Consider the following 25,280-nt stretch of genomic DNA (forward strand, 5'->3'; position numbering starts at 1 on the left):
CCCCATAGGATGCACACAATCCCTCCACATGTGGGTTCCGCCAGTTCAGCGAGGTGAGCGTGCCCGTGTCCGCCGCGACGCCCGACGACGTCGTCCGTCACGTCTTCCGCTATCTCGCGGAGGTCGGCGAAAGCCGCACCAGGCCGGTACGCACCCACGACGACGCCCGGCACCAGATGTGGTTCGCGGATCTGCCCGAGCAGTTCGCCTGCTTCCTCACCGAAGCCGTCCCCGGCGACACCCCGTTGTGGCTGCGGGCCGACCGGCCCGTACGGCACGACCCGCCCACCCCGCCCCTGCCCCTCGCCCACTGGCTGGACGGACAGGAGATCCGCGACTCCGGGCGGGAGGAGCCGCCCGCGCCCCGCGCCGAGGCGGACATCCCTGCCGACGAGGTGTCGGCGGGCGGCAGTTCACGCACCGGGCACCTCACGGTCGCCCTCGCCGACCACCCCCACCGCGACGTCGTGCACGAGCAGTACGCCACCTGGTCACGCCAGTGGGAGAGGTGGGCGGCGCGCGACCGCGCCACGAAACCGGTCGTCCGCGCCTACGACCGCCTCTACCGCCTGTGCGTGGACGCCTCCGAACTCGGTGAGAGCTTCGAACTCGTCGTCGGCTTCGGCCATCTGACCTGGTCCGCCCAGAGCGAGCCGATCCGCCGGCACCTCGTCACCTGCCGGGCCGTCATCGCCATCGACCCCGACACCGGGGCCATCACCGTCGGACCCGACCCCGAGCACGGCAGCCCGGTCCTCGAGGAGTCCATGCTCGACGCCGGACAGAAGGCGCGCGCCGAGATCCGCGCCCTGGTCCGCCGGGAGCTGGAAGCCGCCGGCGACACCACGGACGCGATGCTCGCCGACCAGCTGCACCGCGCGCTCAGGACCTGGACCATCGCCGCCCACGAAGCGGGTCGCTACGACCCCTCACCCGTCCGGCACCGCGCGACGGGAGACCCCGTCGTACCGGTCGTCGGCTTCGCGCCCGTGCTGCTGCTCAGGGAGCGCACCCGGCGCAGCATGCTCGAGGCACTGCGCGGTGTCGCCCTGCACATCGAACAGGGCGCCGAACCCACCGCGCTGCTCCGCGCCGTCGCCGGAGCCGGCGGCGACCGCCCGCTGGGCGACCCCGAGCCCGACTCTCCGCAGGCCCACGGCGCCCGGTCCGAGCTGTACTTCGCCCTGCCCTCCAACGACGAGCAGCGCACCATCGCCGAGCGGCTGCGGGACCGCGACCTGGTCGTGGTGCAGGGGCCGCCCGGCACCGGCAAGACCCACACCATCGCCAACCTGGTCACCGACCTGCTCGCCCACGGCAACCGCGTCCTGATCACCAGCCACACGGCCCGCGCCCTGAAGGTCCTGCGGGACAAACTCCCCGCCAGCATCCGCGAACTGTGCGTCAGCCGCACCGACGACGGAGCCGGACAGCAGGAACTGGAACAGTCGGTCAAAGCCATCCTCGACCGGCAGGGTGACTTCTCCGCGCGCGCCTACCGCCGGCGCATCCAGGAGCACGAGGAGCGCCTCAGGTCCGCGCGCTCCGCACAGGCGCTCGCCCTCAAGTCCCTGCGGGCCCTGCGGGAACAGGAGACCTACCGCCACCCGGCCGAGATCGGCGACTACGAGGGCACCCTGACCCGTATCGCCGAACGCCTCGCCGCCGAGCGCCCGCGGTACGAGTGGCTCGGCGCCGTCCCCGCGGAGGAGCCCACGCTCGGCCCCGAAGCACTGACGGACCTGCGTCGCGCGGCCCTCGCCTTCACCGACCGGCACCGCGCCCTCGCGGCCACGGTCACCGCCGCGCTGCCCGATCCGGGGTGCCTGCCCACCGGACCCGCGTTCGCCGAGGCGGTCGAGACCGTCCGGGAGGCCGAGGCCGGCCTCGCCGCGCTCCGCCGGGACGGCTCCGCCTCGCGTCTGGACGACGCCGTGTCCAGCCTGACCGTCGAGCAGCAGGACCAGCTGGCAGCGGCCCTGGACCGGTTCACGGCGGCGGCCGCCGCGGCGTCCACCCTGCCCGCCGACTGGGCCGCAGCGCTGCGCCGCGAGGTCATGGCCGGGCAGGACCTCGGCACCCGTGACCGGCACGCACGTACCACGGCGGCCCTGACCGCGGTCGAGGAGGCGGCAGCGGCCCTCGGCTCCACCCTGGTCAGCGGCCTGGAGGCGTACGACGTGCCGACGGCGCTGGGGCTGGCCACCTCCCTGCGCGACGGCCTCGCCGCCGGCGAGAAGCTGCGCGGCCCGCTCGGCCTGAAGACCCGGCTGCGCAAGGCGGTGGGCGACTTCCCCGAGACGGCGCGGGTCGACGGCCGCACCGTCGAGACGGAGACCGCCGCCTCGGCCGTGGTGCACCGCGTCACCCTGGAACGGCACCTGCAGGACATCGAGCGGGAGTGGGGCGAGGGTGCCGAGGCCTGGCAGAGCGCCAACCGGCGCATGACCCGGCTGCGCCAGGACATCCACACCCTCACCGCCCTCACCACCCTCGCCGACCTGCGCCGGGGCGTGACGCGCGGGGCGGCCCCCGCACCGGGGCTCGCGGGCGTCGACTGGGGAGACGAGGAGCGGGTGGACACCGTCCGCGCCGCGCTCCGTGCCCGAGCCGCCCGCCGTGCCGCCGACCCCGCCCGCGCGCTGCTCGCCGACGCGCTCGACGTGCTCCGGGCCGCCGCCCGCCGGCGAGGTGCGACGGCGCCCGTGGAGCGGGCGCGCGCGGCGGCCGAGGCCCGTGACGCGGCGGCCTACGGCGCCGCGGTCGGCGAACTGGACGACCTGCGCGTGGCTCTGGACCGCAAGCAGGCGTGCGACGACGCCTACCGGGTGGTCGCGGCCGAACTCCCCGACACCGCGGACGCGTTGGAGTCCGCACCGGACGATCCCGCCTGGGACACGCGCCTGCCGGAGTTGGAGGCCGCCTGGGCCTGGTCGGCCTGGCACGCCCGGATGACGGACCTGACGGACCCCGAGGCCGAGGCACGGCAGCTGCGCCTGCTCGCCGAGGCGGACGCCGACATCCGCATCGGCCTGGAGCGGTTGGCGGCCGACAAGGCCTGGTTCAACTGCCTGTCCAGGCTCACCGACGACCAGGCCGTCGCCCTCACCTCGTACCAGCAGAACGTCCGCAGGCTCGGCAAGGGCACCGGCAAGTACGCGGCCACCTACCGCAGGCAGGCGCGGGAGAGCCTCCAGGCCAGCCAGGAGGCCGTGCCCGCCTGGATCATGCCGCTGCACCAGGTGACCGAGACCGTCCCCATGGACCGCGCCGGCCGCTTCGACGTCGTGATCATCGACGAGGCGAGCCAGTCCGGGCCCGAGGCACTGCTGCTCGCCTGGCTCGGCGCGAAGGTCGTGGTCGTCGGTGACGACCAGCAGGTCAGCCCTGCCCAGGTCGGCGTCGACCACGACGAGCAGTTCGCCCTCCAGCGGCGGCTGCTCGGCGAGCTGCCCGCCGCCCGCCGCAACCTGTTCGCGCCGACCGCCAGCCTCTTCGACATCGCCTCCGGACTCGCCGGCGGCCGCGGCCGGCTGATGCTCCAGGAGCACTTCCGCTGCATGCCGGAGATCATCGGCTTCTCCAACGAGCTCTGCTACGGCGGCCGGCTGCAACCCCTGCGGCAGTACGGCGCCGACCGGCTGCCACCGCTGCGCGCGGTCCACGTGGCCGACGGATGGGTGGAGGGCAGCGGGCAGAAGCAGGTCAACCGGCCCGAGGCCGACCGGCTGGTGGACGCCGTCGCCCGGTGCATCGCGGACCCCGCCTACGCCGGACGCAGCATGGGCGTGATCACCCTGCTCGGTGCCGGGCAGAAGTTCCTCATCGAGGATCTGCTGGCCGACCGGATCCCGCTCGACGAGCGGCAGCGGCGGCGGCTGCGCGTGGGCAACGCCGAGGAGTTCCAGGGGGACGAGCGCGACGTCGTCTTCATCGGCACGGTCGCCTCGCTCGCCGGTCCGGACGGACCGCGCCGCATGGGCCCCTACAGCAGCGCCCTGAACCGGCAGCACCTCAACGTGGCCGCCTCCCGGGCCCGCGACCAGGTCTGGCTCTTCCACAGCGTGACGCTCACGGAGTGGGGCGAGACCGACCTGCGGCGCGCCTACCTGGACTGGTTCTCGCGGCCGGCCGAGGAGCAGGACGGCGCGGGGCTCGGCGAGGTCCGCCCGGACGTGCCGCACGAGGCGTTCGACAGCCTCTTCGAGCAGCGGGTGTACCTGGCCCTGCGGGCCCGGGGCTACCGGGTGCGACCCCAGTATCCGGCCGGCCGCTACCGCATCGACCTCGTCGTCGAGGGCGGAACCCGGCGCCTGGCCGTGGAGTGCGACGGCGACGCCTTCCACAACGAGGAGAACGCGGACGCGGACGCGGCACGCCAGCGTGAACTGGAGCGGGTCGGCTGGACGTTCGTCCGCATCCGCGGCAGCCGCTTCTTCCTCGACGCGGAGAAGGCCCTCGAACCCCTGTGGGCGGAGCTGGACCGACTGGGCATCGAACGGGCGACGGCCGACGCCGAGCGGAAGCCCCGACCGTCCGCCCCGGCCGCGCCGACTGCAGCTCCGGCCGCGCCACTCGCGCCGCTTGCAGGTCCAGCCGCGTCGCCCGCAGCCAAGGCCGAACCCCGGCCCCGCACTGCCGCACGACAGCCCCGCGCATCCGTACCGAAGCCCCGCCCGGCAGAAGCGCCGACCACCCCGGCCGTCCCGCGCATCACGCCACCCACACCGCGCAGCACGCCTCCCACACCGCAAGCCGCGCCCGCCGCACCACAAGCGACCCCTGCCGGCCCCGAGTTGGTCTCCGTCGCCCGTCTCGACCGCGACGAGGTCAACTCGGCCCAGCACGCGTTCAGCCTGCGTGCGACCGTGACCGGTGCCGCTCGCTTTCTCAGCGATGCCGGGGTACCGGGCTTTCCGGGCGCCGATGCCGTGGACGTCCTGCGCGGTGGGCGACCCGTCGCACGGGTGGCCCATGCCGAGGTGCAGGCGATGATCCGTGCCGCGATCGCGCGCGTCGACGTGCCCGTCCTCGGGGACGACGGCCAGGTCGGAGTGGCCCGCTATCACGCGCCCGGCACCCCCGAAGCCGCTCACGGCCGGACGACGGAGCTGCTCCGCGTGGACCGACGGCCGACCGGAGCCGGAGCGGCGGACCGGCAGCCCGTGGCCCGGAACGCGCCCGGCCGGACGGCGGCCAAGCACACGCTGCCCGCCCTGCCGCGGCAGCCCGTGCGGACCGCCGAGACGGCCGTCGTCACTCGCGCCGCTCCCCCTTCCGAGCGAACGTTGCCGCGCCTTCGCGTCGACCGGATCAGTCTGGGCGCCCACCGGCGGGTGCAGCGGGAACTCAAGCGGGTGCAGGACGTGCTCGACCTGCCGTTGCCCGAGGTGGTGGCCGTCGACTCCGCGTCCCGCAAGGCCCAGCTGGCCGACCACGAGAAGCGGCGCGAGGCGCTGAAGCAACGGCGGAGCTTCCTGCGGGCCGTGCTCGACCAGGTCGTCCCCGACCCGTCCTACACCGGCGGTGCCGTCGTCGTGCCGGGATGCCTGGTCGGCGTGGAGGACCCGGACGAACCGGGGATCACGACATACGAAATAGCGTTGCTCGCCGGTGACGAGGCGGAGCGGCTCAGCCCCGACTCGGCCCTCGGCAAGGCACTGCTGTGGCGCGAGGTGGGGGACGAGGTGACCTGGCGGACCGAGCGCGGCACGACGCTGCGCGTGCTCATCCGGTACATCGAGGACTGAGCCGAGGCCACGGGAGGACCGAGCCGAGGAGGCGCGGGTGCTCGAATTCCGCACATTTTCCGACCGTGTTCGAGCACACCCCTAGCACAGTTCTCACGGGAGCCTGTCCACTTCGGTAACTCAGCGCATAGGCGTGGGGTCGCTCTGTCACCCTGGCCGCATGGACATGGCGGCCATACCGACGCAGCGGGAGAGCGAGAGTGACGACTGTGGGGCACGGGGACTCGCCACCCTGCCCGGCAGTCCCCTCGCGCCCGGCTCCGCCCGTGCGCTGGTGCGCGCCGCCTTCGCCGAGTGGTCCGACCGTGGGCTCGTCGACCCGGAACGGTCCGCACGGCTGGCCGACGACGCCACGGCCGTCGTCAGCGAACTCGTCACCAACGCCGTCGTCCACGCGGGCACGGGGGTGGAGATCGGCTGGCGCCTGGAGGAGTCCGGCGCGTTCGTGGTGGAAGTGCGCGACCACCACCCGGCGCGCGCGCCGCGCGACCCAGCGCACGGCGAGGCGCCGTACGACACCCCCGAGCACGGGCGCGGCCTGCGCCTGGTCGCCACCCTCGCCGAGTCCTGGGGCGTCACCTACCGCACCGGCACCAAGACGGTGTGGGCGCGGCTGTCCGCCGACGGCGGGGAGGACCCGGACGGGCCCGCCCCGGCCCGCACCCTGGCGGCCGCCGAGGCCCTCGCCCCGCAGCCGCAGCGCCCCGGGGCCGACCGGGACTGGCTCGGCCGGGGGGCGCTGTCCTTCCTCGCCGAGGCTTCCGACCTGCTCGCCGGGCAGCTGGACGAGAGCCTGGTCACGGCCCTCACCGGCCAGCTGATCGTGCCCCGGCTCGCCGACTGGTGCGCGGTGTGGCTGGAGGACGAGGCGACCGTGCGCGGCGGCGACGGCGGCGCGCCCACGCGTGTCTGGCACGCCAGCGAGAACCGCATCGAGGAGCTGTCCCGTGCCCTGGAGAAGGATCCGCCCTGCCCACGGGACGGGACGGGGGTGCCCCCGCTCGAGCAAAGTCGGGAGTGGGGGAGGTCCGGCCCGGAGCCGTACCCCTGGCCCGGCGACGCGCTCGGCCCGCAGGACGCCCACGGCGCGGCGCTGGCGTACCGGCTGATCGCGGGCGGCCGCCCGCTGGGCACGCTGGTCATCGGGCGCTGCGGGCTGCAGCGCTTCCCGGACGAGGTCACCGGGCTCGTCGAGGACCTCGGCCGCCGGGTCGCCCTGGCCATCGGCGCCGCCCGCCAGTACGCCCGGCAGGCCACCATCAGCGCCGTCCTGCAGCGCGGCCTGCTGCCCGGCGCGGTCGCCGAGATTCCCGGAGTGAGCAGCGCGCTCGTCTACGAGCCCTGCGACAAGGGCGGCCCCAGCGGCGACTTCTACGACCTGTTCCCGGCGGGCGACGGCCGCTGGTGCTTCGCCGTCGGCGACGTGCAGGGCAAGGGCCCCGAGGCGGCGGTCGTGATCGGACTCGCCCGCCCCTGGCTGCGGCTGCTCGCCCGCGAGGGCTACCGGGTCGCCGACGTCCTCGACCGCCTCAACCAGCTCCTCCTGGACGACGCCACCGAGGCCGCCGACGCGGCCGCCCGCGCGCTGGTCGCCGGCGGCGCCCGGCCCGTGGCCCCCGGGGACGGCCCGCAGACCCGTTTCCTGTCCCTCCTGTACGGCGAGCTGACCCCGCACGACGGCGGCGTCCGCTGCACCCTGGCCTCCGCCGGACACCCCCTGCCGCTGCTGCTGCGCCCCGACGGCGACGTGCGCACCGCCGCCCGTCCGCAGACCCTGCTGGGCGTCGTGGAGGACGAGACCTACACCAGCGAGACCATCGAGCTGGGACCCGGGGACAGCCTGCTGTGCGTGACCGACGGGGTGACCGAGCGCCGTTCCGGCTCGCGCCAGTTCGACGACGGCGACGGGCTGGCACGGGCCCTGTCCGGCTGTGCGGGCCTGAGCGCCGACCTGATCGCGGAAAGGATCCGTCGTCTGGTGCACGACTTCGGCGGCGGCCTTCCGGAGGACGACCTGGCCCTGCTGGTGCTGCAGGCGGAGTAACCGGCGTCGTACGGGACAATGGAGGACATGCCTTCCGCACTCCCCGACGGCGAGCCGGTCCCCGACGACGGCGCGCTGCCCGCCGCCGCGCTCGCCGGCGCCACCGACCGACCCCTCGGGTTCTATCTGCACGTCCCGTACTGCGCGACCCGCTGCGGCTACTGCGACTTCAACACGTACACCGCGACCGAGCTGCGCGGCACCGGCGGAGTGCTCGCCTCCCGGGACAACTACGCGGACACCCTGACCGACGAGATCCGCCTGGCCCGCAAGGTGCTCGGCGACGACCCGCGCGAGGTCCGTACGGTCTTCGTCGGCGGCGGTACGCCGACCCTGCTGGGCGCCGACGACCTGGTGCGGATGCTGGGTGCGATCCGCGACGAGTTCGGTCTCGCGCCGGACGCGGAGATCACGACGGAGGCGAACCCGGAGTCGGTCGACCCGGCCTACCTCGCCGCCCTGCGCGAGGGCGGCTTCAACCGGATCTCCTTCGGCATGCAGAGCGCGAAGCAGCACGTGCTGCGCGTGCTCGACCGCACGCACACCCCGGGGCGCCCCGAGGCGTGCGTGGCGGAGGCGCGGGCCGCGGGTTTCGAGCATGTCAACCTGGACCTGATCTACGGCACGCCGGGGGAGTCGGACGACGACTGGCGGGCCTCGCTGGAGGCGGCGCTGGGGGCGGGGCCCGACCACATCAGTGCGTACGCGCTGATCGTCGAGGAGGGCACGCAGCTCGCCCGCCGGATCCGCCGGGGCGAGGTCCCGATGACGGACGACGACGTCCACGCCGATCGCTATCTGATCGCCGAGGAGATGCTGTCCGCGGCGGGCTTCGACTGGTACGAGGTCTCCAACTGGGCCACCTCGGAGGCGGCCCGCTGCCTGCACAACGAGCTGTACTGGCGGGGTGCGGACTGGTGGGGCGCCGGGCCGGGGGCGCACTCGCACGTGGGCGGGGTGCGTTGGTGGAACGTCAAGCACCCGGGGGCGTACGCGGCGGCGCTGGCGTCGGGCCGCTCACCGGGCGCGGGCCGGGAGCTGCTGTCCGACGAGGACCGCCGGGTGGAGCGCATCCTGCTGGAGCTGCGGCTGCGGGAGGGGGCGCCGCTGTCGCTGCTGAAGGAGGAGGGGCTGGCGGCGTCCCGGCGGGCGCTGGCGGACGGACTGCTCCAGGAGGGGCCGTACGACGAGGGGCGGGCCGTGCTGACGCTGCGGGGGAGGTTGTTGGCGGATGCGGTGGTGCGGGATCTGGTGGACTGATCGCTCAGGCGGGTGAATCGGTGAGGGAGGCTGCGCAGGGTGCCTTGTTGGCGGTTCATGGGGGTGCGGCCCTGAGACCGCCAGGGCATGATCAAGTACTTCCAGAGCCGGAACCGCCCGAGGGCATCAGGGCCGAGTTGCTGCGGCGAGAAGGTCAGGCCCCACCGCCACCCGTGACGAAGTCGATCAGTTCCTCCACTCGCCCCAGCAACTCGGGCTCCAGGTCCTTGTAAGACCCCACGCGCTGCAGGATCGCCTGCCACACCGCGCCGGTGTTCTCCGACGGCCACCCCAGCGCCCGGCACACCCCCGTCTTCCAGTCCTGCCCGTGCGGCACACGCGGCCACCCCGGAATCCCCAGCGAGGACGGCTTCACCGCCTCCCAGATGTCGATGTACGGGTGACCGACCACCAGCGCGTGCTCGCTCGTCACCGACTCCGCGATGCGCCACTCCTTCGTGCCCGGGACGAGGTGGTCCACGAGCACACCCAGCCGCGCGTCCGGCCCCGGCCCGAACTCCGCCACGATCGCCGGCAGGTCGTCCACGCCCTCCAGGTACTCCACGACCACGCCCTCGATGCGCAGATCGTCGCCCCACACCTTCTCGACCAGTTCGGCGTCGTGCCGGCCCTCGACGTAGATGCGTCCGGCACGGGCCACGCGCGCGCGTGCGCCGGGGACGGCCACCGAACCGGACGCCGTACGGGTGGGCCGTACCGGACCCGAGGCGGGCCGCACCAGGGTGACCACCCTGCCCTCCAGCAGGAAGCCGCGCGGTTCCATCGGGAACACCCGGTGCTTGCCGAAGCGGTCCTCCAGCGTCACCGTGCCCGCCTCGCAGCGGATCACCGCCCCGCAGAAACCGGTGCCGGGCTCCTCGACCACCAGGCCGGGCTCCGCCGGGACCTCCGGCACCGGCTCGGGCTTCTTCCAGGGCGGGGTCAGGTCCGGCGAGTACATGCGAGGGCGCGGGCCCGAAGGGCCCTCGTTGGAAGGGCGGTGGCGGGAGACGGGTGGGCGCATTCGGATGACGATAGGAGAAGCGGCCGACCTGCACTCACGACACGCCGAAACGCGCTGCCAGCTCGTCGCGCTGCCGTCGTACGAACGCCGCGTCGACCACCGCACCGTGACCGGGGACGTACAGCGCGTCCTCGCCGCCGAGGGCCAGCAGCCGGTCCAGGGCGTCGGGCCAGCGGGACGGTACGGCGTCGGGGCCCGCCTGGGGTTCGCCGGACTCCTCCACCAGGTCGCCGCAGAAGACGATCTCCGTGCTGCCGGAGACCGAGCCGGGGACGAGGACCGCGAGATCGTGGGCCGTGTGGCCGGGGCCCACGTTGGCCAGCAGCACCTGCCGGCCGTCGCCGAGGTCCAGCGTCCACTCGCCCGAGACCAGGTGGCGGGGAGGCGACAGGGTGGCGACGGCCGCGTCCGCGTCCGCGGCCGGCAGTCCGTGCCGGACCGCGTCCCGGCGCAGCTCCTCGCGTTCGTGGGCGAACACCGAGTCGATGCCCACCGCCGCGTACGTCTGCGCCCCGGTGAAGGCGGCCGCGCCGAAGACGTGGTCGAAGTGGGGATGGGTGAGCGCGAGATGGGTCACATCGTGCCCCGCCAGCTGCTGCGCCCACGTCCGCAGCCGCTCGCCCTCGGCCGGGCTCGACCCGGCGTCCACCACCAGCGCCGTACCCGCCCCGAGAACCAGGCCCACAGTGCAGTCCCAGCCGGGCAGCCGGCACCGTCCGACCACGGGCGCCAGCCGCTCCCACCCCAGCTCTTCCCAAGTCACCGTCATACCGCGACGCTAGCGGTAGAACCTTCCCCCGCTCTCGGCCTCGCTCGAGCCGGGGGACGCCCATCAGCAGGACCGACCTTGCCCGGTGAGTACCCCACGCCCGTACACTGGGCTGGGGAAGGCTGGCACTCGGACACGCAGAGTGCCAGGCGGGCGACCGGAAGAGCCGAGGGGACGACATGCTGGAGGTGCGCGCGAATGCTGAGTGAACGCAGGCTTCAGGTGCTGCGCGCCATCGTCCAGGACTACGTGGGCACCGAGGAGCCGGTGGGCTCGAAAGCGCTCACCGAGCGGCACAACCTCGGCGTCTCCCCGGCGACCGTGCGCAACGACATGGCGGCCCTGGAGGACGAGGGGTTCATCGCCCAGCCGCACACCAGTGCCGGGCGCATCCCCACCGACAAGGGCTACCGGCTGTTCGTGGACAAGCTCGCGGGCGTCAAGCCGATGTCCGCGCCCGAGCGCCGGGCGATCCAGAACTTCCTCGAGGGCGCCGTCGACCTCGACGACGTCGTGGCCCGCACGGTACGGCTGCTCGCGCAGCTGACCCGGCAGGTCGCCGTCGTGCAGTACCCGTCCCTGACCCGGTCCACCGTGCGACACGTGGAGCTGCTCTCGCTCGCCCCCGCGCGCGTGATGCTCGTGCTGATCACGGACACCGGCCGGGTCGAGCAGCGGATGGTCGACTGCCCGGCGCCCTTCGGTGAGGCGTCCCTGGCGGACCTCAGGGCCCGGCTGAACAGCCGGGTCGCGGGCCGCAGGTTCACCGACGTGCCGCGCCTCGTCGAGGACCTGCCCGAGGCCTTCGACGTCGAGGACCGCGGTACGGTCTCCGCAGTGCTCTCCACCCTGCTGGAGACACTGGTCGAGGAGAACGAGGAGCGGCTGATGATCGGCGGCACCGCCAATCTCACCCGCTTCGGACATGACTTCCCCCTCGTGATCCGGCCCGTCCTGGAGGCCCTTGAGGAGCAGGTCGTGCTCCTCAAGCTCCTCGGCGAGGCGAAGGATCCGGGCATGACCGTGCGCATCGGGCACGAGAACGCCCACGAGGGACTCAACTCCACCTCCGTCGTGTCGGTCGGCTACGGTTCGGGCGGCGAGGCGGTTGCCAAGCTCGGCGTGGTCGGACCGACCCGCATGGACTACCCGGGAACGATGGGAGCGGTACGCGCAGTGGCACGGTACGTCGGACAGATCCTGGCGGAGTCGTAAGTGGCCACGGACTACTACGCCGTTCTCGGCGTGCGCCGCGACGCGTCGCAGGATGAGATCAAGAAGGCGTTCCGTCGGCTCGCGCGCGAGCTGCACCCGGACGTCAACCCGGATCCGAAGACCCAGGAGCGGTTCAAGGAGATCAACGCCGCTTACGAGGTGCTGTCGGACCCGCAGAAGAAGCAGGTCTACGACCTCGGCGGCGACCCGCTCTCCCAGGCGGGCGGCGCCGGAGCGGGCGGCTTCGGGGCCGGTGGCTTCGGCAACTTCTCCGACATCATGGACGCGTTCTTCGGCACGGCGTCGCAGCGCGGCCCGCGCTCGCGCACCCGGCGCGGCCAGGACGCGATGATCCGCATCGAGGTCGAGCTGGACGAGGCGGCCTTCGGGACGACCAAGGACATCCAGGTCGACACCGCGATCGTCTGCAACACCTGTAACGGTGAAGGTGCCGCACCCGGCACGTCCGCCCAGACGTGTGACATGTGCCGCGGCCGCGGTGAGGTCTCCCAGGTGACCCGGTCCTTCCTGGGCCAGGTCATGACCTCCCGCCCCTGCCCCCAGTGCCAGGGCTTCGGCACGGTCGTGCCGACCCCGTGCCCGGAGTGCGCGGGCGACGGCCGGGTCCGCTCCCGGCGCACGCTCACCGTCAAGATCCCGGCCGGTGTCGACAACGGCACCCGCATCCAGCTGGCCGGCGAGGGCGAGGTCGGCCCCGGTGGCGGTCCGGCCGGTGACCTGTACGTCGAGATCCACGAGCTGCCGCACCAGACCTTCCAGCGGCGCGGCGACGACCTGCACTGCACGGTCACGATCCCGATGACGGCGGCGGCCCTCGGCACCAAGGTGCCGCTGGAGACCCTGGACGGCATGGAAGAGGTCGACATCCGGCCCGGCACCCAGTCCGGCCAGTCGATCCCGCTGCACAACCGGGGCGTCACGCACCTGCGCGGCGGCGGCCGGGGCGACCTGATCGTCCACGTCGAGGTCACGACCCCGACCAAGCTCGACCCCGAGCAGGAGCGACTGCTGCGCGAGCTGGCGAAGCTGCGCGGCGAGGAGCGTCCGCAGGGGCAGTTCCAGCCGGGTCAGCAGGGGCTCTTCTCGCGGTTGAAGGACGCTTTCAATGGGCGCTGACGCCGGCTGAAGCGGCGGCCGGGGGTCCGGGGGTTGGCCCCCGGGCAGGCACAGTCGGCCGGGTCAGCAGGGCCTGTTCTCCGGCCTGAAGGACGCGTTCAACGGGCGCTGAGCCATCGGCTGCGGGGTGCTCCGGCACCCCGTATGCCGGTGGCCTATGCCGCGGGAAGCCCGGATTCGGACTTGTTCAGAGGACGTGACAACATGCCGTCATGTCCTCCGCACTGACCGATCTCTTCCCCCACCCGATCGTGCAGGCCCCCATGGCGGGCGGTGTCTCCGTCCCGCAGCTCGCCGCCGCCGTGTCCGAGGCGGGCGGTCTCGGGTTCCTCGCCGCCGGATACAAGACCGCCGACGGCATGTACCAGGAGATCAAACAGCTGCGGGGGCTCACGAGCCGGCCTTTCGGCGTGAACCTCTTCATGCCCCAGCCCGAGTATGCGGAGTCCGGCGCCGTCGAGGTCTACGCGCACCAGCTGGCCGGTGAGGCCGCCTGGTACGAGACCGAGCTGGGCGACCCCGACAGCGGCCGGGACGACGGCTACGACGCCAAGCTCGCGGTCCTCCTCGACAACCCGGTACCGGTGGTCTCCTTCCACTTCGGCGTCCCGAGCCGGGACGTCCTCGACTCCCTGCGCCGTGCCGGAACCTTCACCCTGGTCACCGCCACCACCGCCGAGGAGGCCCTCGCGGTCGAGCGGGCCGGCGCGGACGCGGTGATCGCACAGGGTGTGGAGGCCGGCGGCCACCAGGGCACCCACCGGGACATCCCGGAGAACGACGGCTCCGGCATCGGCCTGCTCTCGCTGATCGCCCAGATCCGTGAGGCCGTGAGCGTCCCGGTCGTCGCCGCCGGCGGCCTCATGCGCGGCAGCCAGATCGCCGCCGTCCTCGCGGCGGGCGCGAGCGCGGCACAGCTGGGCACGGCGTTCCTCGTCACCCCGGAGTCCGGCGCCAACGCCCAGCACAAGCAGGCGCTGACCAACCCCCTGTTCGCCCGCACCGAGTTGACCCGCGCCTTCTCCGGCCGCCCGGCGCGCGGCCTGGTCAACCGCTTCCTGCGCGAGCACGGCCCGTACGCCCCCGCCGCCTACCCCGAGATCCACCACCTGACCTCACCGCTGCGCAAGGCCGCCGCCAAGGCCGGCGACGCCCAGGGCATGGCGCTGTGGGCAGGCCAGGGCCATCGGATGGCCCGCGAGCTGCCGGCCGGGGAGCTGGTGGAGGTCCTCGTCGGCGAGATCGATGCGGCGAGGACAGCGTTGTCGCGCGGAGGTGACGGGCGATGACGGCTCCGGTCTTCGTGGTCGAGCATTTCCGCTCGGACGGCTACCGGTACGTCCTGGACGGGCCCGAGGGGCGGCACGCCGTCTCCGTGAAGCGGCTGCAGCCCGGTGAGGAGGTCGTCCTCACCGACGGCGCCGGGCGCTACGCGGTGTGCGAGGTGATCGGCACCGAGGGCAAGGACCGGCTGATCGTCCACATGACCTCGGTCTCCGAGGAGCCGGAGCCCGCCCCGCGCATCACCGTCGTCCAGGCGCTGCCCAAGGGCGACCGGGGCGAGGTCGCCGTCGAGACCATGACCGAGGTCGGCGTAGACGCCATCGTGCCCTGGCAGGCGGCCCGCTGCATCACCCAGTGGAAGGGCGACCGCGGACTGAAGGCCCTCGGCAAGTGGCGGGCCACCGCCCGCGAGGCCGGCAAGCAGTCCCGCCGGGTCCGCTTCCCCGAGGTCGCGGACGCGGCGACGACCAAGCAGGTTGCCGCACTTCTCGCCAAAGCCGACTTCGCCGCCGTCCTCCACTCCGACTTCGAGCACGGCAGCGCACCGCTCGCCACCGCCGAACTTCCCGCCGAGGGCGAGATCGTGCTGATCGTGGGGCCCGAAGGGGGCGTGTCCCGCGACGAGTTGGCACTCTTCGAGGAGGCGGGTGCGCGGGCCCACGTGCTCGGCCCCACCGTGCTGCGCACCTCCACCGCCGGTACCGCCGCCGCGGCGCTGCTCCTGGGCCGCACCGGCCGCTGGTCCTGACCCGAACCTGGGGGAACACGATGGAACTCGCACAGGTGCGGCTCCTCGTCACCGACTTCGCCGCCTGCTACCGCTTCTACGCCGAAGTCCTCGGTCTCAAGCCGCAGTCCGGCGCCACCGAGGGCCCGTACGAGAAGTTCAGCCCGCACGCGGGCTCCGCCGGGATCGCCCTGCAGGACCGCGCCATGATGGCCGAGATCCTGAACGAACTGGGCGACCCGGCCGACGGCCACCGCTCCCTGGTCGTCCTGCGCGTCGACGACCTCGACGCCTACTGCGAGCAGATCACCTCCCGCGGCGCCACCCTGCTCCACGGCCCGGCCCCCATGACCGACCGCATGCGCGTGGCCCACCTCAAGGACCCCGAGGGCAACCTGGTGGAGCTGCAGGAGTGGCTGCTGCTGCGCGGCTGAGGTCAGCCGGCCGGACAGCGGCCCGACGCCGGGTTCCTCGCCGGGAACAGCTGGACGTCCTCACGCCGGACGGCGAAGGAACGGTGGCCGGCGTCGCCGGGCCGGGCGGGGTCCCACAGCTCGATCCAGTCGCCCGCGGCGCCGAAGGACAGCACCGGGTGGCCGGTGACCACCGGTCCGTTGTCGACGGGGATCGGCCGCGCGACGGGGCGTACGCAGACGAGTGTGCCGTGCAGGCCGAAGTAGGCGCCCGGCGTACGGCCCTGGGCCGCGGCGGACTGGGCGCGGGCCGCGGCCGACGTGGCCTTGTCCACCCCGTACTTCACGCCCTGCGTGGCGAAGAGCAGGGCGACGGCGCCGAGCATGAGCAGGGTCGGACGGCCGTAGTCGCCCTTGGTGAGGTGGAAGTGTCGCAGCCAGCCTGCGGTGGCGGCGATCAGCGCGACGAAGAACACGACGACGGTCAGCGGTTCGGCCACGGCCACGTACGTCCACAGGGAGGAGGACGGCACCGAGTCCTGGCCGATGCCGAACTCGTCCAGATAGGCCGTGCGCAGCTGTTGTCCCAGCCAGGCCACGAAGGTCCCGAGCACGGGCACCGCGAGCGGGATCAGCCACACGGCGTGGCGGACGACGAAGGTGCCGCGCAGGGCCACCACCAGACCGGTGACGGTGTAGCCGGCGAGCACCAGCAGGACCACGATCTCCCACCAGAAGCGCTGGGGGAAGGTGGTCCCGGCCAGGGCGCCGAAGCCGGTCGCACACAGGGTCACGGTCAGGCCGGCCACCAGCTTCACGGACAGGCTTCTGTCCCGGGTCTCCTTGAACACGTGCCCGAGCGGCAGTCCGCCCGCCAGGCCGAGCAGCGCGGGCAGCAGCTTCCAGCGGCCGGGCAGCCAGGCCACGTACAGACCGCACAGGAGCGCGAGCACGAGACCCACCCCGCCCGCCAGCGTCCAGGCCAGCTGGATCCGGCGTTCCTGATCCGGCAGGGACGAGGGAGGCGTGGTGTCCGAGTAGTGCGGCACGCGCACCGCGTGCCGGGTCGCGTCGAAGGCGACCCCGCCCAGATCGCGGCTCCCCAGTTCCGTGCGCACCTCGTCCTCCGTGGTTCCGGCGGGGACGGAGATCAGTCGGTGTTCGTCGGCGAGGCCGAGCCGCTTCCACAAGTCTGCGGCCAGACGGCCGACGGCGGTTGTGGCCGGCGGTTTCACGTGCAGGTGGTACGTCGTACGGCCGCGGGTCCGCTCTCGCTGCACCAGGGCCGCGTCCCGGACCCACGCCCCCAACTCGGCCTGCGCGGCGAGCTGTTCCACCTGGCGGACCCCGGCCCGCACCGCACCCCTGCGGGCGCCGCTCAGCCGGACCTCGACCGTGAGGGCCGTACGGTGTGCGGTGTCCGTGCGGGCGGAGCGCACCGACCAGCCGCGTTCTTCGAAAAGCCGTGTGACCAGCGCGACTTCGTCCGCGTGGTCCACGACCTCCACCAGCATGCGCACCCGGCGCCGCGGCGGCACCGGAACCGTACCGGCCGGGGCCGACGGCGGGCCGGCGTCGCTGTCCGGGGCCCCCTCGCCGGAGTCGCGGCGCTGTGCGGGCAGTGCGCCGTTCCGGCGGGTGCGGATCCGCAAGGGGAGCAGGGGCGTCAACGGTCCTCCGGCGAAGGCGAAGTGGGGCTGCGTGCCATCCGATTGTGGCGCCGGCCGATCATCCGATGGTGACCGCTCCGAACTGACGAGTGGCCGTATGCGGCCTTCCCTCGTGCCCGGGTCGGTGGCACGCTGCCCTGCATGGGGGTGTTGAGGCGGATTCGGTGTCGGGCGCGGCCCGCGCGCGTGCCGGCCGTGGCCGGGCTTGCCGTGGTGGCCGTGGGAGCGGTCGTGGGATGCCAGCCGGGGGGTCTCGGTTCGGCCGCGGCGGCGTACACCACCGACACGACCGCCACCGCCGAACTGAAGCGGCAGCATGTGAACGTGAGTTGGCTCACCTGTACCGGGAACTACGGCGGCTCGGGCAGCCGCACGCCCGGGAGGGCGCCCTCGCCGACGGAGACCACCGTCGTCTCCGTCGACTGCCAGGGGCAGACCGACGACCTGCGGAAGATCACCGTCGTCGGGGTGGTGACCAAGACCGTCGACGGCGCCTGTGTGCGCGGGGATCTGACGGCCCGGGTCGAGGGCAAGCAGGTGTTCCACGTCGGGGGGCTGGGCAACTGCAACGCCAAGCCGGGGCCGACGTACGCACCGCCCGTCACCTCCCGGCCCTCCGGCGGGCAGCCGACCGTCACCGTCACCGTGACCCGGACGATCTGGTGCAAGGGCGACCCGACCTGCTGGCCCGCGCAGGGCAAGTGATCGAAACCCAGGGCGCGGGCGGCGGTCGCTGCGTAAGGTGACGGGGTGACTAAGGGCGCTTCGACGGGAACCTCCGGCTACCTCCGATTCCCCCATCTCCACGGCGACTTGGTGACCTTCACCGCCGAGGACGACGTGTGGCTCGCACCCCTGGACGGCGGGCGGGCCTGGCGGGTCAGCGCCGACAACGTGCCGGTGACCCACCCCCGCATCTCGCCCGACGGCACGACCGTCGCCTGGACCTCCACCCGTAACGGCGCACCCGAGGTGCACACGGCCCCGGTCGCCGGCGGTCCCGCCAAGCGGCTGACGTACTGGGGGAGTTCGAAGACCCAGGTGCGTGGCTGGACCCCGGACGGCGAGGTCCTCGCGGTCAGCACCCAGGGCCAGGCGAGCCTGCGCCGCAGTTGGGCGCGGGCGATCCCGCTGGACGGCGGCCCCGCCACCACGCTGCCGTACGGTCCGGTCGGCGACGTCGCGTACGGCCCGCGCACCGTGCTGCTGTCCGCCCCGATGGGACGCGAGGCCGCCTGGTGGAAGCGCTACCGAGGCGGCACGGCAGGCAAGTTGTGGATCGACCGTGCCGCCGAGGGCGAAGAAGGCGCCGGCGAGTTCGTGCGGCTGCACGAGGAGCTGGACGGGAACATCGAGTACCCGCTGTGGGCGGGGGACCGGATCGCGTTCCTGTCCGACCACGAGGGCACCGGAGCCCTCTACTCCTCCCTCGCCGACGGGACCGACCTGCGGCGTCACACTCCCCATGGGGGCACCTCCCGCTCGAGCGAAGCCGAGAGCGGGGGAGGCTTCTACGCCCGGCACGCCGCCTCGGACGGCCGCCGGGTCGTCTACGCCAGCGCGGGCGAACTCTGGCTCCTCGACGACCTCGACGGCGCGGAACCACGCCGCCTGGACGTCCGGCTCGGCGGCGCGCGCGTCGACCTGCAGCCCCACCCGGTGAACGCCTCCCGCTGGTTCGACCACGCCGCCCCCGACCACACCGCGCGCGGCAGCGCGGTCGCCGTGCGCGGCGCCGTCCACTGGGTCACCCACCGCTCCGGCCCGGCCCGCGCGCTGGCCGCACAGCCCGGCGTACGGGCGCGGCTGCCGCACACCTTCCGCGCGGACGGCGAGGAATGGGTGGTGTGGGTGACGGACGCCGAGGGCGAGGACGCGCTGGAGTTCGCGCCCGCCACCGGAGTGGCACCCGGCGCCGTCCCGCGCCGGATCGCCGCCGGACAGCTCGGCCGCGTCCTGGAGCTGGCCATGGCCCCCGACGGCAGCCGGGCCGCCGTCGCCTCGCACGACGGCCGGCTGCTGCTGGTCGAGCGCGACACCGGCGAGGTCCGCGAGGTGGACCGCAGCGAGGACGGGGACGTCAGCGGCCTCGCCTTCTCGCCCGACTCCGGCTGGCTCGCCTGGTCCCACCCCGGCCCGCATCCGCTCTGCCAGCTCCGCATCGCCAACACCACCGACCTGTCGGTCACCGAGGCGACCCCGCTGCGCTTCCAGGACTACGCGCCCGCCTTCACCCTGGACGGCAAGCACCTCGCCTTCCTCTCCAGCCGCTCCTTCGACCCGGTCTACGACGAGCACGTCTTCGACCTGGCCTTCGTCGAGGGCGTCCGCCCGTACCTGATCGCCCTCGCCGCGACCACGCCGTCCCCGTTCGGGCCGCAGCGGCACGGCCGGCCCTTCGGGACCCCCGACAAGGAGGAGACCCCCGACGCCGAGGGCACCCCGGCGACCCGGATCGACCTCGACGGTCTCGCCGACCGCATCGTGCCCTTCCCGGTCGAGGCCGGCCGCTACGCCAACCTGCGGGCCGCCAAGGACGGCGTGCTGTGGCTGCGCTACCCGGTGCGCGGCGTCCTCGGCGCCTCCCGGGCCACTCCCGACGACCCGGACCCCAAAACCGAGCTGGAGCGCTACGACCTCGCCCAGCAGCGCCTGGAGCACCTCGCCGCCGACGCCGACTACTTCGAGGTCAGCGGTGACGGCAAGCGGGTGCTGCTGTGGACCGACAGCCGTCTCAAGGTCGTACCCGCCGACCGGCGCGCCTCCGACGACGAGGACAGCGACTCGAACATCACGGTCGACCTGAGCCGCATCCGGCAGACCGTCGACCCGGCCGCCGAGTGGCGGCAGATGTACGACGAGACCGGCCGCATCATGCGGGACAACTTCTGGCGGCCGGACATGAGCGGCGTCGACTGGATCGGCGTCCTCGACCGCTACCGCCCACTCCTCGACCGCCTCGCCACCCACGACGACCTGGTGGACCTCCTGTGGGAGGTGCAGGGCGAACTCGGCACCTCGCACGCCTACGTCACCCCGCGCGGCGGCTTCGGCAACGGCGCCCGGCAGGGCCTGCTCGGCGCCGACATCTCCCGCCACCCGGACGGCAGTTGGCGCATCGACCGCATCCTGCCCGCGGAGACCTCCGACCCCCAGGCCCGCTCCCCGCTCGCCGCGCCCGGTGTCGCCGTGCGCCCCGGGGACGCGATCGTCGCGGTCGCCGGACAGCCGGTCGACCCGGTCACCGGCCCCGGCCCGCTGCTGATCGGTACGGCCGGAAAGCCGGTCGAGCTGACCGTCTCGCCCGCCGGCGGGGGCGACCCCCGGCACGTGGTCGTGGTCCCCCTCGCCGACGAGGAGCCCCTGCGCTACCACGCCTGGGTCGCCGACCGTCGCGCCTACGTCCACGAGAAGTCCGGCGGCCGTCTCGGCTACCTCCACGTGCCCGACATGCAGGCCCCCGGCTGGGCCCAGATCCACCGCGACCTGCGCGTCGAGGTGGCCCGCGAGGGCCTGGTCGTCGACGTCCGCGAGAACCGCGGCGGCCACACCTCCCAGCTCGTCGTGGAGAAGCTGGCCCGGCGCATCGTCGGCTGGGCGCTGCCGCGCGGCATGCGGCCGTACAGCTACCCGCACGACGCGCCGCGCGGCCCCGTCGTCGCCGTCGCCAACGAGTTCTCCGGCTCCGACGGCGACATCGTCAACGCGGCGATCAAGGCCCTCGGTATCGGCCCGGTCGTCGGCACCCGCACCTGGGGCGGCGTCATCGGCATCGACAGCCGCTACCACCTCGTCGACGACACCCTGATCACCCAGCCGAAGTACGCGTTCTGGCTGGAGGGATACGAGTGGGGCGTCGAGAACCACGGGGTGGACCCCGATGTGGAGGTCGTCCAGCGACCGCAGGACTACGCGGCGGGCAGGGATGTGCAGCTGGACAAGGCGATCAGCCTGGCGTTGGAGGCACTGGAGGAGCAGCCGGCCAAGACTCCGCCAGGCTTGCCCGCCTAAGGGGCGCGGGGCCGTGTCGATATGCGGCTCCGCCGCGGGGCGGGATCAGCCCCCACCGGACCCGCAGCCGAGCGACTACCATGCCCCCGTACTGATCACCGGCGAAAGCGAGCGCAGCGCAATGGCGGGAGAACCGCAGGACGACTGCCTGTTCTGCAAGATTGTCGCGGGGCACATCCCGGCGACGATCGTGCGTGAGACGGAGACGACCGTCGCCTTCCGGGACATCAATCCCCAGGCGCCCACGCACGTCCTGGTGATCCCCAGGGTGCACTACAAGAACGCGGCCGAACTCGCCGCCGCGGAACCGGCCGTGGCCGCCGACATACTGCGCGAGGCCCAGGCCGTCGCCGACGAGGACGAGTTGGAGAGCTACCGCGTCGTCTTCAACACCGGCAGCGGCGCCGGCCAGACCGTCTGGCACACCCACGCGCACATCCTCGGTGGCCGTGGCATGCAATGGCCCCCCGGGTAAGGCGTCATGTCCGTACGTGAATTGGTGGTCCTCGGCACCGCCAGCCAGGTTCCGACCCGGCACCGCAACCACAACGGCTACCTGCTGCGCTGGGACGGCGAGGGCATCCTGTTCGACCCGGGCGAGGGCACCCAGCGGCAGATGCTGCGCGCCGGGGTCGCCGCCCACGACCTGAACCGGATCTGCGTCACGCACTTCCACGGCGACCACTCCCTCGGCCTCGCCGGGGTGATCCAGCGGATCAACCTCGACCAGGTGCCGCACGAGGTCACCGCGCACTATCCGCGCTCCGGGCAGCGCTTCTTCGACCGGCTGCGGTACGCGACCGCGTACCGGGAGACCGTCCGCCTCACCGAGGCACCGGTCGACGCCGACGGCACCCTCGCACGGACTCCGTCGTACACGCTGGAGGCCCGCAAGCTGTCCCACCCCGTCGAGTCCTACGGCTACCGGCTGGTCGAACCCGACGGCCGCCGCATGCTGCCCGACCGGCTCGCCGCGCACGGGATCAAGGGGCCGGACGTCGGCCGGATCCAGCGCGAGGGCCGGCTCGGGGACGTGACCCTGGACGAGGTCAGCGAGGTACGGCGCGGGCAGCGGTTCGCGTTCGTCATGGACACCCGGCTGTGCGACGGGGTGCACGCGCTCGCCGAGGGCTGTGACCTGCTGGTCATCGAGTCCACCTTCCTCGACGAGGACCTCGAACTCGCCGAGGACCACGGCCATCTCACGGCCGGCCAGGCGGCGGCCGTGGCACGGGACGCGGGGGTACGGCACCTCGTCCTCACCCACTTCAGCCAGCGCTACTCCGACCCCGAAGCCTTCGAGCGGCAGGCGCGTTCCGCCGGGTTCGAGGGGGAGCTGACCGTGGCGCACGACCTGCTGCGAGTGCCGGTTCCGAAGCGCGGATAAATCACGCTTACGATGCTTTGATGCCCCTCCCCAAAGCAGAACTGCACCTCCACATCGAAGGCACCCTGGAGCCCGAGCTGGCGTTCGAGCTGGCCGCCCGCAACGGCGTCGAGCTGCCCTACGCCGACACCGACGAGCTGCGCAAGGCGTACCAGTTCGCGGACCTCCAGTCCTTCCTGAACCTGTACTACGAGCTGATGGCCGTCCTGCGCACCGAGCAGGACTTCGCCGATCTGGCCGACGCCTACCTCGCCCGGGCCGCCGCGCAGGGCGTGCGGCACGCGGAGATCTTCTTCGACCCGCAGGCCCACATCGCGCGGGGCCTGGCCATGGGCACGGTCGTGGAGGGGCTGTGGCGCGCGCTCGGCCGCAGCGAGGAGAACCACGGCGTCTCCACGAAGCTCATCATGTGCTTCCTGCGCGACGAGTCCGCCGACTCGGCGCTCGAGACCCTGGAGGCGGCCAGACCCTACCTGGACCGGATCACCGGCATCGGCCTCGACTCGGCCGAGATCGGGCACCCGCCGGTGAAGTTCCGGGAGGTGTACGAGGCCGCCGCCGCACTCGGGCTGCGCCGGGTGGCGCACGCCGGTGAGGAGGGTCCGCCCGCGTACATCACCGAGGCGCTGGACGTCCTCGGTGTCGAGCGGATCGACCACGGCCTGCGCTGCATGGAGGACCCGGAGCTGGTCGAGCGGCTGGTGCGGGAGCGCATCCCGCTGACCCTGTGCCCGCTGTCCAACGTCCGGCTGCGAGCGGTGGACGTCCTCGCGGACCATCCCCTTCCGGCCATGCTCGACGCGGGTCTGCTCTGCACGGTCAACTCCGACGACCCGGCCTACTTCGGCGGGTACGTCGCCGACAACTACCACGCGGTGCGCGACGCCCTCGGGCTGCCCAGGGAGCAGATGCGCGAGCTGGCCCGCAACTCCTTCCTCGCGTCCTTCCTGGAGGACGACGAGGAGCGGCGGGCCCGTTACCTCGCCGAGGTCGAGGCGTACGAGTTCGGGTAGGCGGTGTCGTACGCGGGCCGGGCAGGCACGGCCGGGGTGTCCACCTGGATCTCCACCACGGAGACCGTCTGCCTGCCCGCCCGCAGTGCCACCACCGTCATCGGCACCGCCACCGCCAGCAGCCCGACGGCCAGCACCTCGCCCATCACCGGGAAGCCCGCCCACGCCGCCAGCATGCTCCCGGCCAGCGGGCCCGCTGCCGTGCCCAGGGACGCGGCGGAGCCGACGAACACCGCCCAGCGGCCGCGCGGGTCGAGGGAGGCGGCGAGGCCGATGACGTACGACAGCACGACCGGGTAGACCACGTTCCAGGCGATCTCGCCCCCGGCGAAGGACGCCAGGTCGGTCGCCGACGCGCTGAGTGCGATGCAGCCCGCGATGAGCGCCGTACCCACACCGATCGGCACCGCCCGGCCCAGCCGCGGCCCGAGTGCTCCCGCGCCCACGACCCCGAGAAGGCCGGCGCCGAGCGCGACCGCGAACACCGCGCCGACGGTGACCTCGGTGAGGTGTGCCTGGTCGAGACCGATGCGGCCGCTGACGCCCCACAGGGAGTTCTGCGCCAGGGACCAGCAGGGCATGGTGGCGGCCAGCAGCAGACCGGCGCGCAGGTGGGGGAGCCGGCGGCGCTCGATGGGGGTCCCCCCGCGCGAGCGTGTTCGAGCGTGGGGGAGGGTGCGGGCCGGGGCCGTACGGCCGGACAGGCGGCCGGTGAGCGGCCAGACCGCGAGGGCGGTCAGCGCGATCGCGGCAAGGGGCTGCCCGTGGCCGGGGCCGAGGTGCGGGATCGTCAGGTAGAGGGCGCCCGCGAGGCCGGAGACGCCGAGCAGGCCGAGCGTGGTGACCCGGTGAGGGTCCTGCTGCCCGGCGATGCCACCGGCGGCGACCGCCGTGACCGTGCCGGATCCGAACCCGCCGACCAGCGCGCCCGCGACGACGGCCGGTACGACTCCGGTGAGCGCGGCCCCGCCGTAGCCGAGGAAGGCGAGCGCGAGCCCGAGCCGGGCGAGGGTGCGGGCGCCGATCCGCTCGACGAGGGAGGCCAGCAGGAAGCCCGCCGCGGCCGAACTCAGCAGCAGCGCACTGCCGATGGCACCGGCCTGGGTGGTGGAGAGCGGAAGCCCGGTGTCGAGGCGGCCGACGGCGGTCGGCAGCAGGTACGGGGCGAGGTACCCGGCCGTGAAAAGGGCGACGAGGGGCCAGGGCAGGGAGCGGGGGGCGGACACGGGCGTTCCAGGGCGGACGGGAGCAGCGGCTCAGAAAAGAGGGGGGGATGAGCGACGACCGTCGACGGACAGGAACGCGCGAGCAAGTTGTATCAATTACGAGGTTCGGGAAGAAGGTCGGGTGGCGTGATCCGGGTCACGTCTGAGTTTGTGATCAGTAGGCCGGGGTAGGAGTAGCCCCCTTGCCGGCGAGTTGGCTCGCTCCCGGCCGGATGCGCTATGGTTGATCACGTCGCGGTCGCCGGAACTCCCGGTGCCGGACAGTGCGTTGGTGGTCCAAGGAAAGACGCCCCGCTTCCTGCGGGGAAATGCAGGTGCAAGGCCTGCCCGGCGCTCCAGTAGAGCCCCAT

17 protein-coding genes are annotated in these 25,280 nt (G+C 73.3%); 13 read left to right on the forward strand and 4 right to left on the reverse strand.

Translation table 11 applies throughout. The features are described 5' to 3' along the window. The first annotated feature begins 59 nt into the window (after window positions 1-59). The 3 genes from ACIF83_RS02790 to hemW all read left to right on the forward strand — a co-directional run bounded on the left by ACIF83_RS02790 (window position 60) and on the right by hemW (window position 9,054). Window positions 60-5,750: an AAA domain-containing protein gene (locus ACIF83_RS02790; protein WP_399722967.1), complete on the forward strand. Its 5,691-nt coding sequence runs from the start codon at window positions 60-62 to the stop codon at window positions 5,748-5,750. A gap of 166 nt (window positions 5,751-5,916) precedes the next feature. Next, a complete protein-coding gene (locus ACIF83_RS02795; RefSeq protein ID WP_399723155.1) occupies window positions 5,917-7,794 on the forward strand; it encodes a SpoIIE family protein phosphatase in 1,878 nt (625 codons plus the stop codon). A 27-nt stretch (window positions 7,795-7,821) separates the two neighbouring features. After that, window positions 7,822-9,054 carry a radical SAM family heme chaperone HemW gene (hemW, locus tag ACIF83_RS02800; protein ID WP_399722969.1) on the forward strand — a complete coding sequence of 411 codons (1,233 nt, stop codon included), beginning with the start codon at window positions 7,822-7,824 and terminating at the stop codon, window positions 9,052-9,054. A gap of 154 nt (window positions 9,055-9,208) precedes the next feature. Here hemW and ACIF83_RS02805 read toward each other — a convergent pair whose 3' ends face one another. Both ACIF83_RS02805 and ACIF83_RS02810 read right to left on the reverse strand, forming a co-directional pair. Beyond that, on the reverse strand, window positions 9,209-10,015 hold the full coding sequence (locus ACIF83_RS02805) for a DUF3097 domain-containing protein (RefSeq protein WP_393466936.1): 807 nt from the start codon (window positions 10,013-10,015) through the stop codon (window positions 9,209-9,211). Between the two features lie 97 nt (window positions 10,016-10,112). Then, window positions 10,113-10,847 carry an MBL fold metallo-hydrolase gene (locus ACIF83_RS02810; RefSeq protein WP_399722971.1) on the reverse strand — a complete coding sequence of 245 codons (735 nt, stop codon included), beginning with the start codon at window positions 10,845-10,847 and terminating at the stop codon, window positions 10,113-10,115. 198 nt (window positions 10,848-11,045) lie between these two features. On the opposite strand from ACIF83_RS02810, the gene hrcA reads away from it, so the two are divergent. From hrcA to ACIF83_RS02835, 5 genes are all read left to right on the forward strand, one after another. After that, window positions 11,046-12,062: a heat-inducible transcriptional repressor HrcA gene (hrcA, locus tag ACIF83_RS02815; RefSeq protein ID WP_094221129.1), complete on the forward strand. Its 1,017-nt coding sequence runs from the start codon at window positions 11,046-11,048 to the stop codon at window positions 12,060-12,062. Further along, window positions 12,063-13,199: a molecular chaperone DnaJ gene (dnaJ, locus tag ACIF83_RS02820; RefSeq protein WP_393465161.1), complete on the forward strand. Its 1,137-nt coding sequence runs from the start codon at window positions 12,063-12,065 to the stop codon at window positions 13,197-13,199. Window positions 13,200-13,411: 212 nt separating this feature from the next. Further along, window positions 13,412-14,488 carry a nitronate monooxygenase gene (locus tag ACIF83_RS02825; RefSeq protein WP_399722973.1) on the forward strand — a complete coding sequence of 359 codons (1,077 nt, stop codon included), beginning with the start codon at window positions 13,412-13,414 and terminating at the stop codon, window positions 14,486-14,488. Further along, the gene (locus tag ACIF83_RS02830) at window positions 14,485-15,231 is read left to right on the forward strand and encodes a 16S rRNA (uracil(1498)-N(3))-methyltransferase (protein WP_399722975.1); all 747 of its coding nucleotides are present in this window, start codon (window positions 14,485-14,487) and stop codon (window positions 15,229-15,231) included. Before ACIF83_RS02825 ends, ACIF83_RS02830 begins: the two co-directional genes overlap by 4 nt. Window positions 15,232-15,251: 20 nt before the next feature. Continuing rightward, window positions 15,252-15,644, forward strand: a complete 393-nt coding sequence (locus ACIF83_RS02835; RefSeq protein ID WP_393465169.1) for a VOC family protein — start codon at window positions 15,252-15,254, stop codon at window positions 15,642-15,644. A gap of 2 nt (window positions 15,645-15,646) precedes the next feature. On the opposite strand, the gene ACIF83_RS02840 is transcribed toward ACIF83_RS02835, so the two are convergent. Next, window positions 15,647-17,293 carry a hypothetical protein gene (locus tag ACIF83_RS02840; protein ID WP_399722977.1) on the reverse strand — a complete coding sequence of 549 codons (1,647 nt, stop codon included), beginning with the start codon at window positions 17,291-17,293 and terminating at the stop codon, window positions 15,647-15,649. Between the two features lie 141 nt (window positions 17,294-17,434). Here ACIF83_RS02840 and ACIF83_RS02845 point away from each other — a divergent pair, with 141 nt between their 5' ends. The 5 genes from ACIF83_RS02845 (at window position 17,435) to ACIF83_RS02865 (ending at window position 23,704) form a co-directional block, all read left to right on the forward strand. Further along, a complete protein-coding gene (locus ACIF83_RS02845; RefSeq protein ID WP_393465174.1) occupies window positions 17,435-17,998 on the forward strand; it encodes a hypothetical protein in 564 nt (187 codons plus the stop codon). 108 nt (window positions 17,999-18,106) lie between these two features. Next, the gene (locus ACIF83_RS02850; RefSeq protein WP_399723157.1) at window positions 18,107-21,304 is read left to right on the forward strand and encodes a S41 family peptidase; all 3,198 of its coding nucleotides are present in this window, start codon (window positions 18,107-18,109) and stop codon (window positions 21,302-21,304) included. 121 nt (window positions 21,305-21,425) lie between these two features. Continuing rightward, window positions 21,426-21,779, forward strand: coding sequence for a histidine triad nucleotide-binding protein (locus tag ACIF83_RS02855; protein ID WP_399722979.1), 354 nt, complete (start codon window positions 21,426-21,428; stop codon window positions 21,777-21,779). A 6-nt stretch (window positions 21,780-21,785) separates the two neighbouring features. Further along, window positions 21,786-22,691 (forward strand): ribonuclease Z, encoded by a 906-nt coding sequence (locus ACIF83_RS02860; protein ID WP_399722981.1) that lies wholly within the window; start codon window positions 21,786-21,788, stop codon window positions 22,689-22,691. Between the two features lie 20 nt (window positions 22,692-22,711). Next, window positions 22,712-23,704 (forward strand): adenosine deaminase, encoded by a 993-nt coding sequence (locus tag ACIF83_RS02865; RefSeq protein WP_399722984.1) that lies wholly within the window; start codon window positions 22,712-22,714, stop codon window positions 23,702-23,704. Here the strand turns inward: ACIF83_RS02865 and ACIF83_RS02870 are convergent. After that, on the reverse strand, window positions 23,668-24,930 hold the full coding sequence (locus tag ACIF83_RS02870; protein WP_399722986.1) for an MFS transporter: 1,263 nt from the start codon (window positions 24,928-24,930) through the stop codon (window positions 23,668-23,670). The genes ACIF83_RS02865 and ACIF83_RS02870 overlap by 37 nt on opposite strands. Window positions 24,931-25,280: the final 350 nt, after the last annotated feature.

Source organism: Streptomyces sp. NPDC085866 (genome assembly GCF_044541035.1).
In the GTDB taxonomy this organism is placed as follows: Bacteria; Actinomycetota; Actinomycetes; order Streptomycetales; family Streptomycetaceae; genus Streptomyces.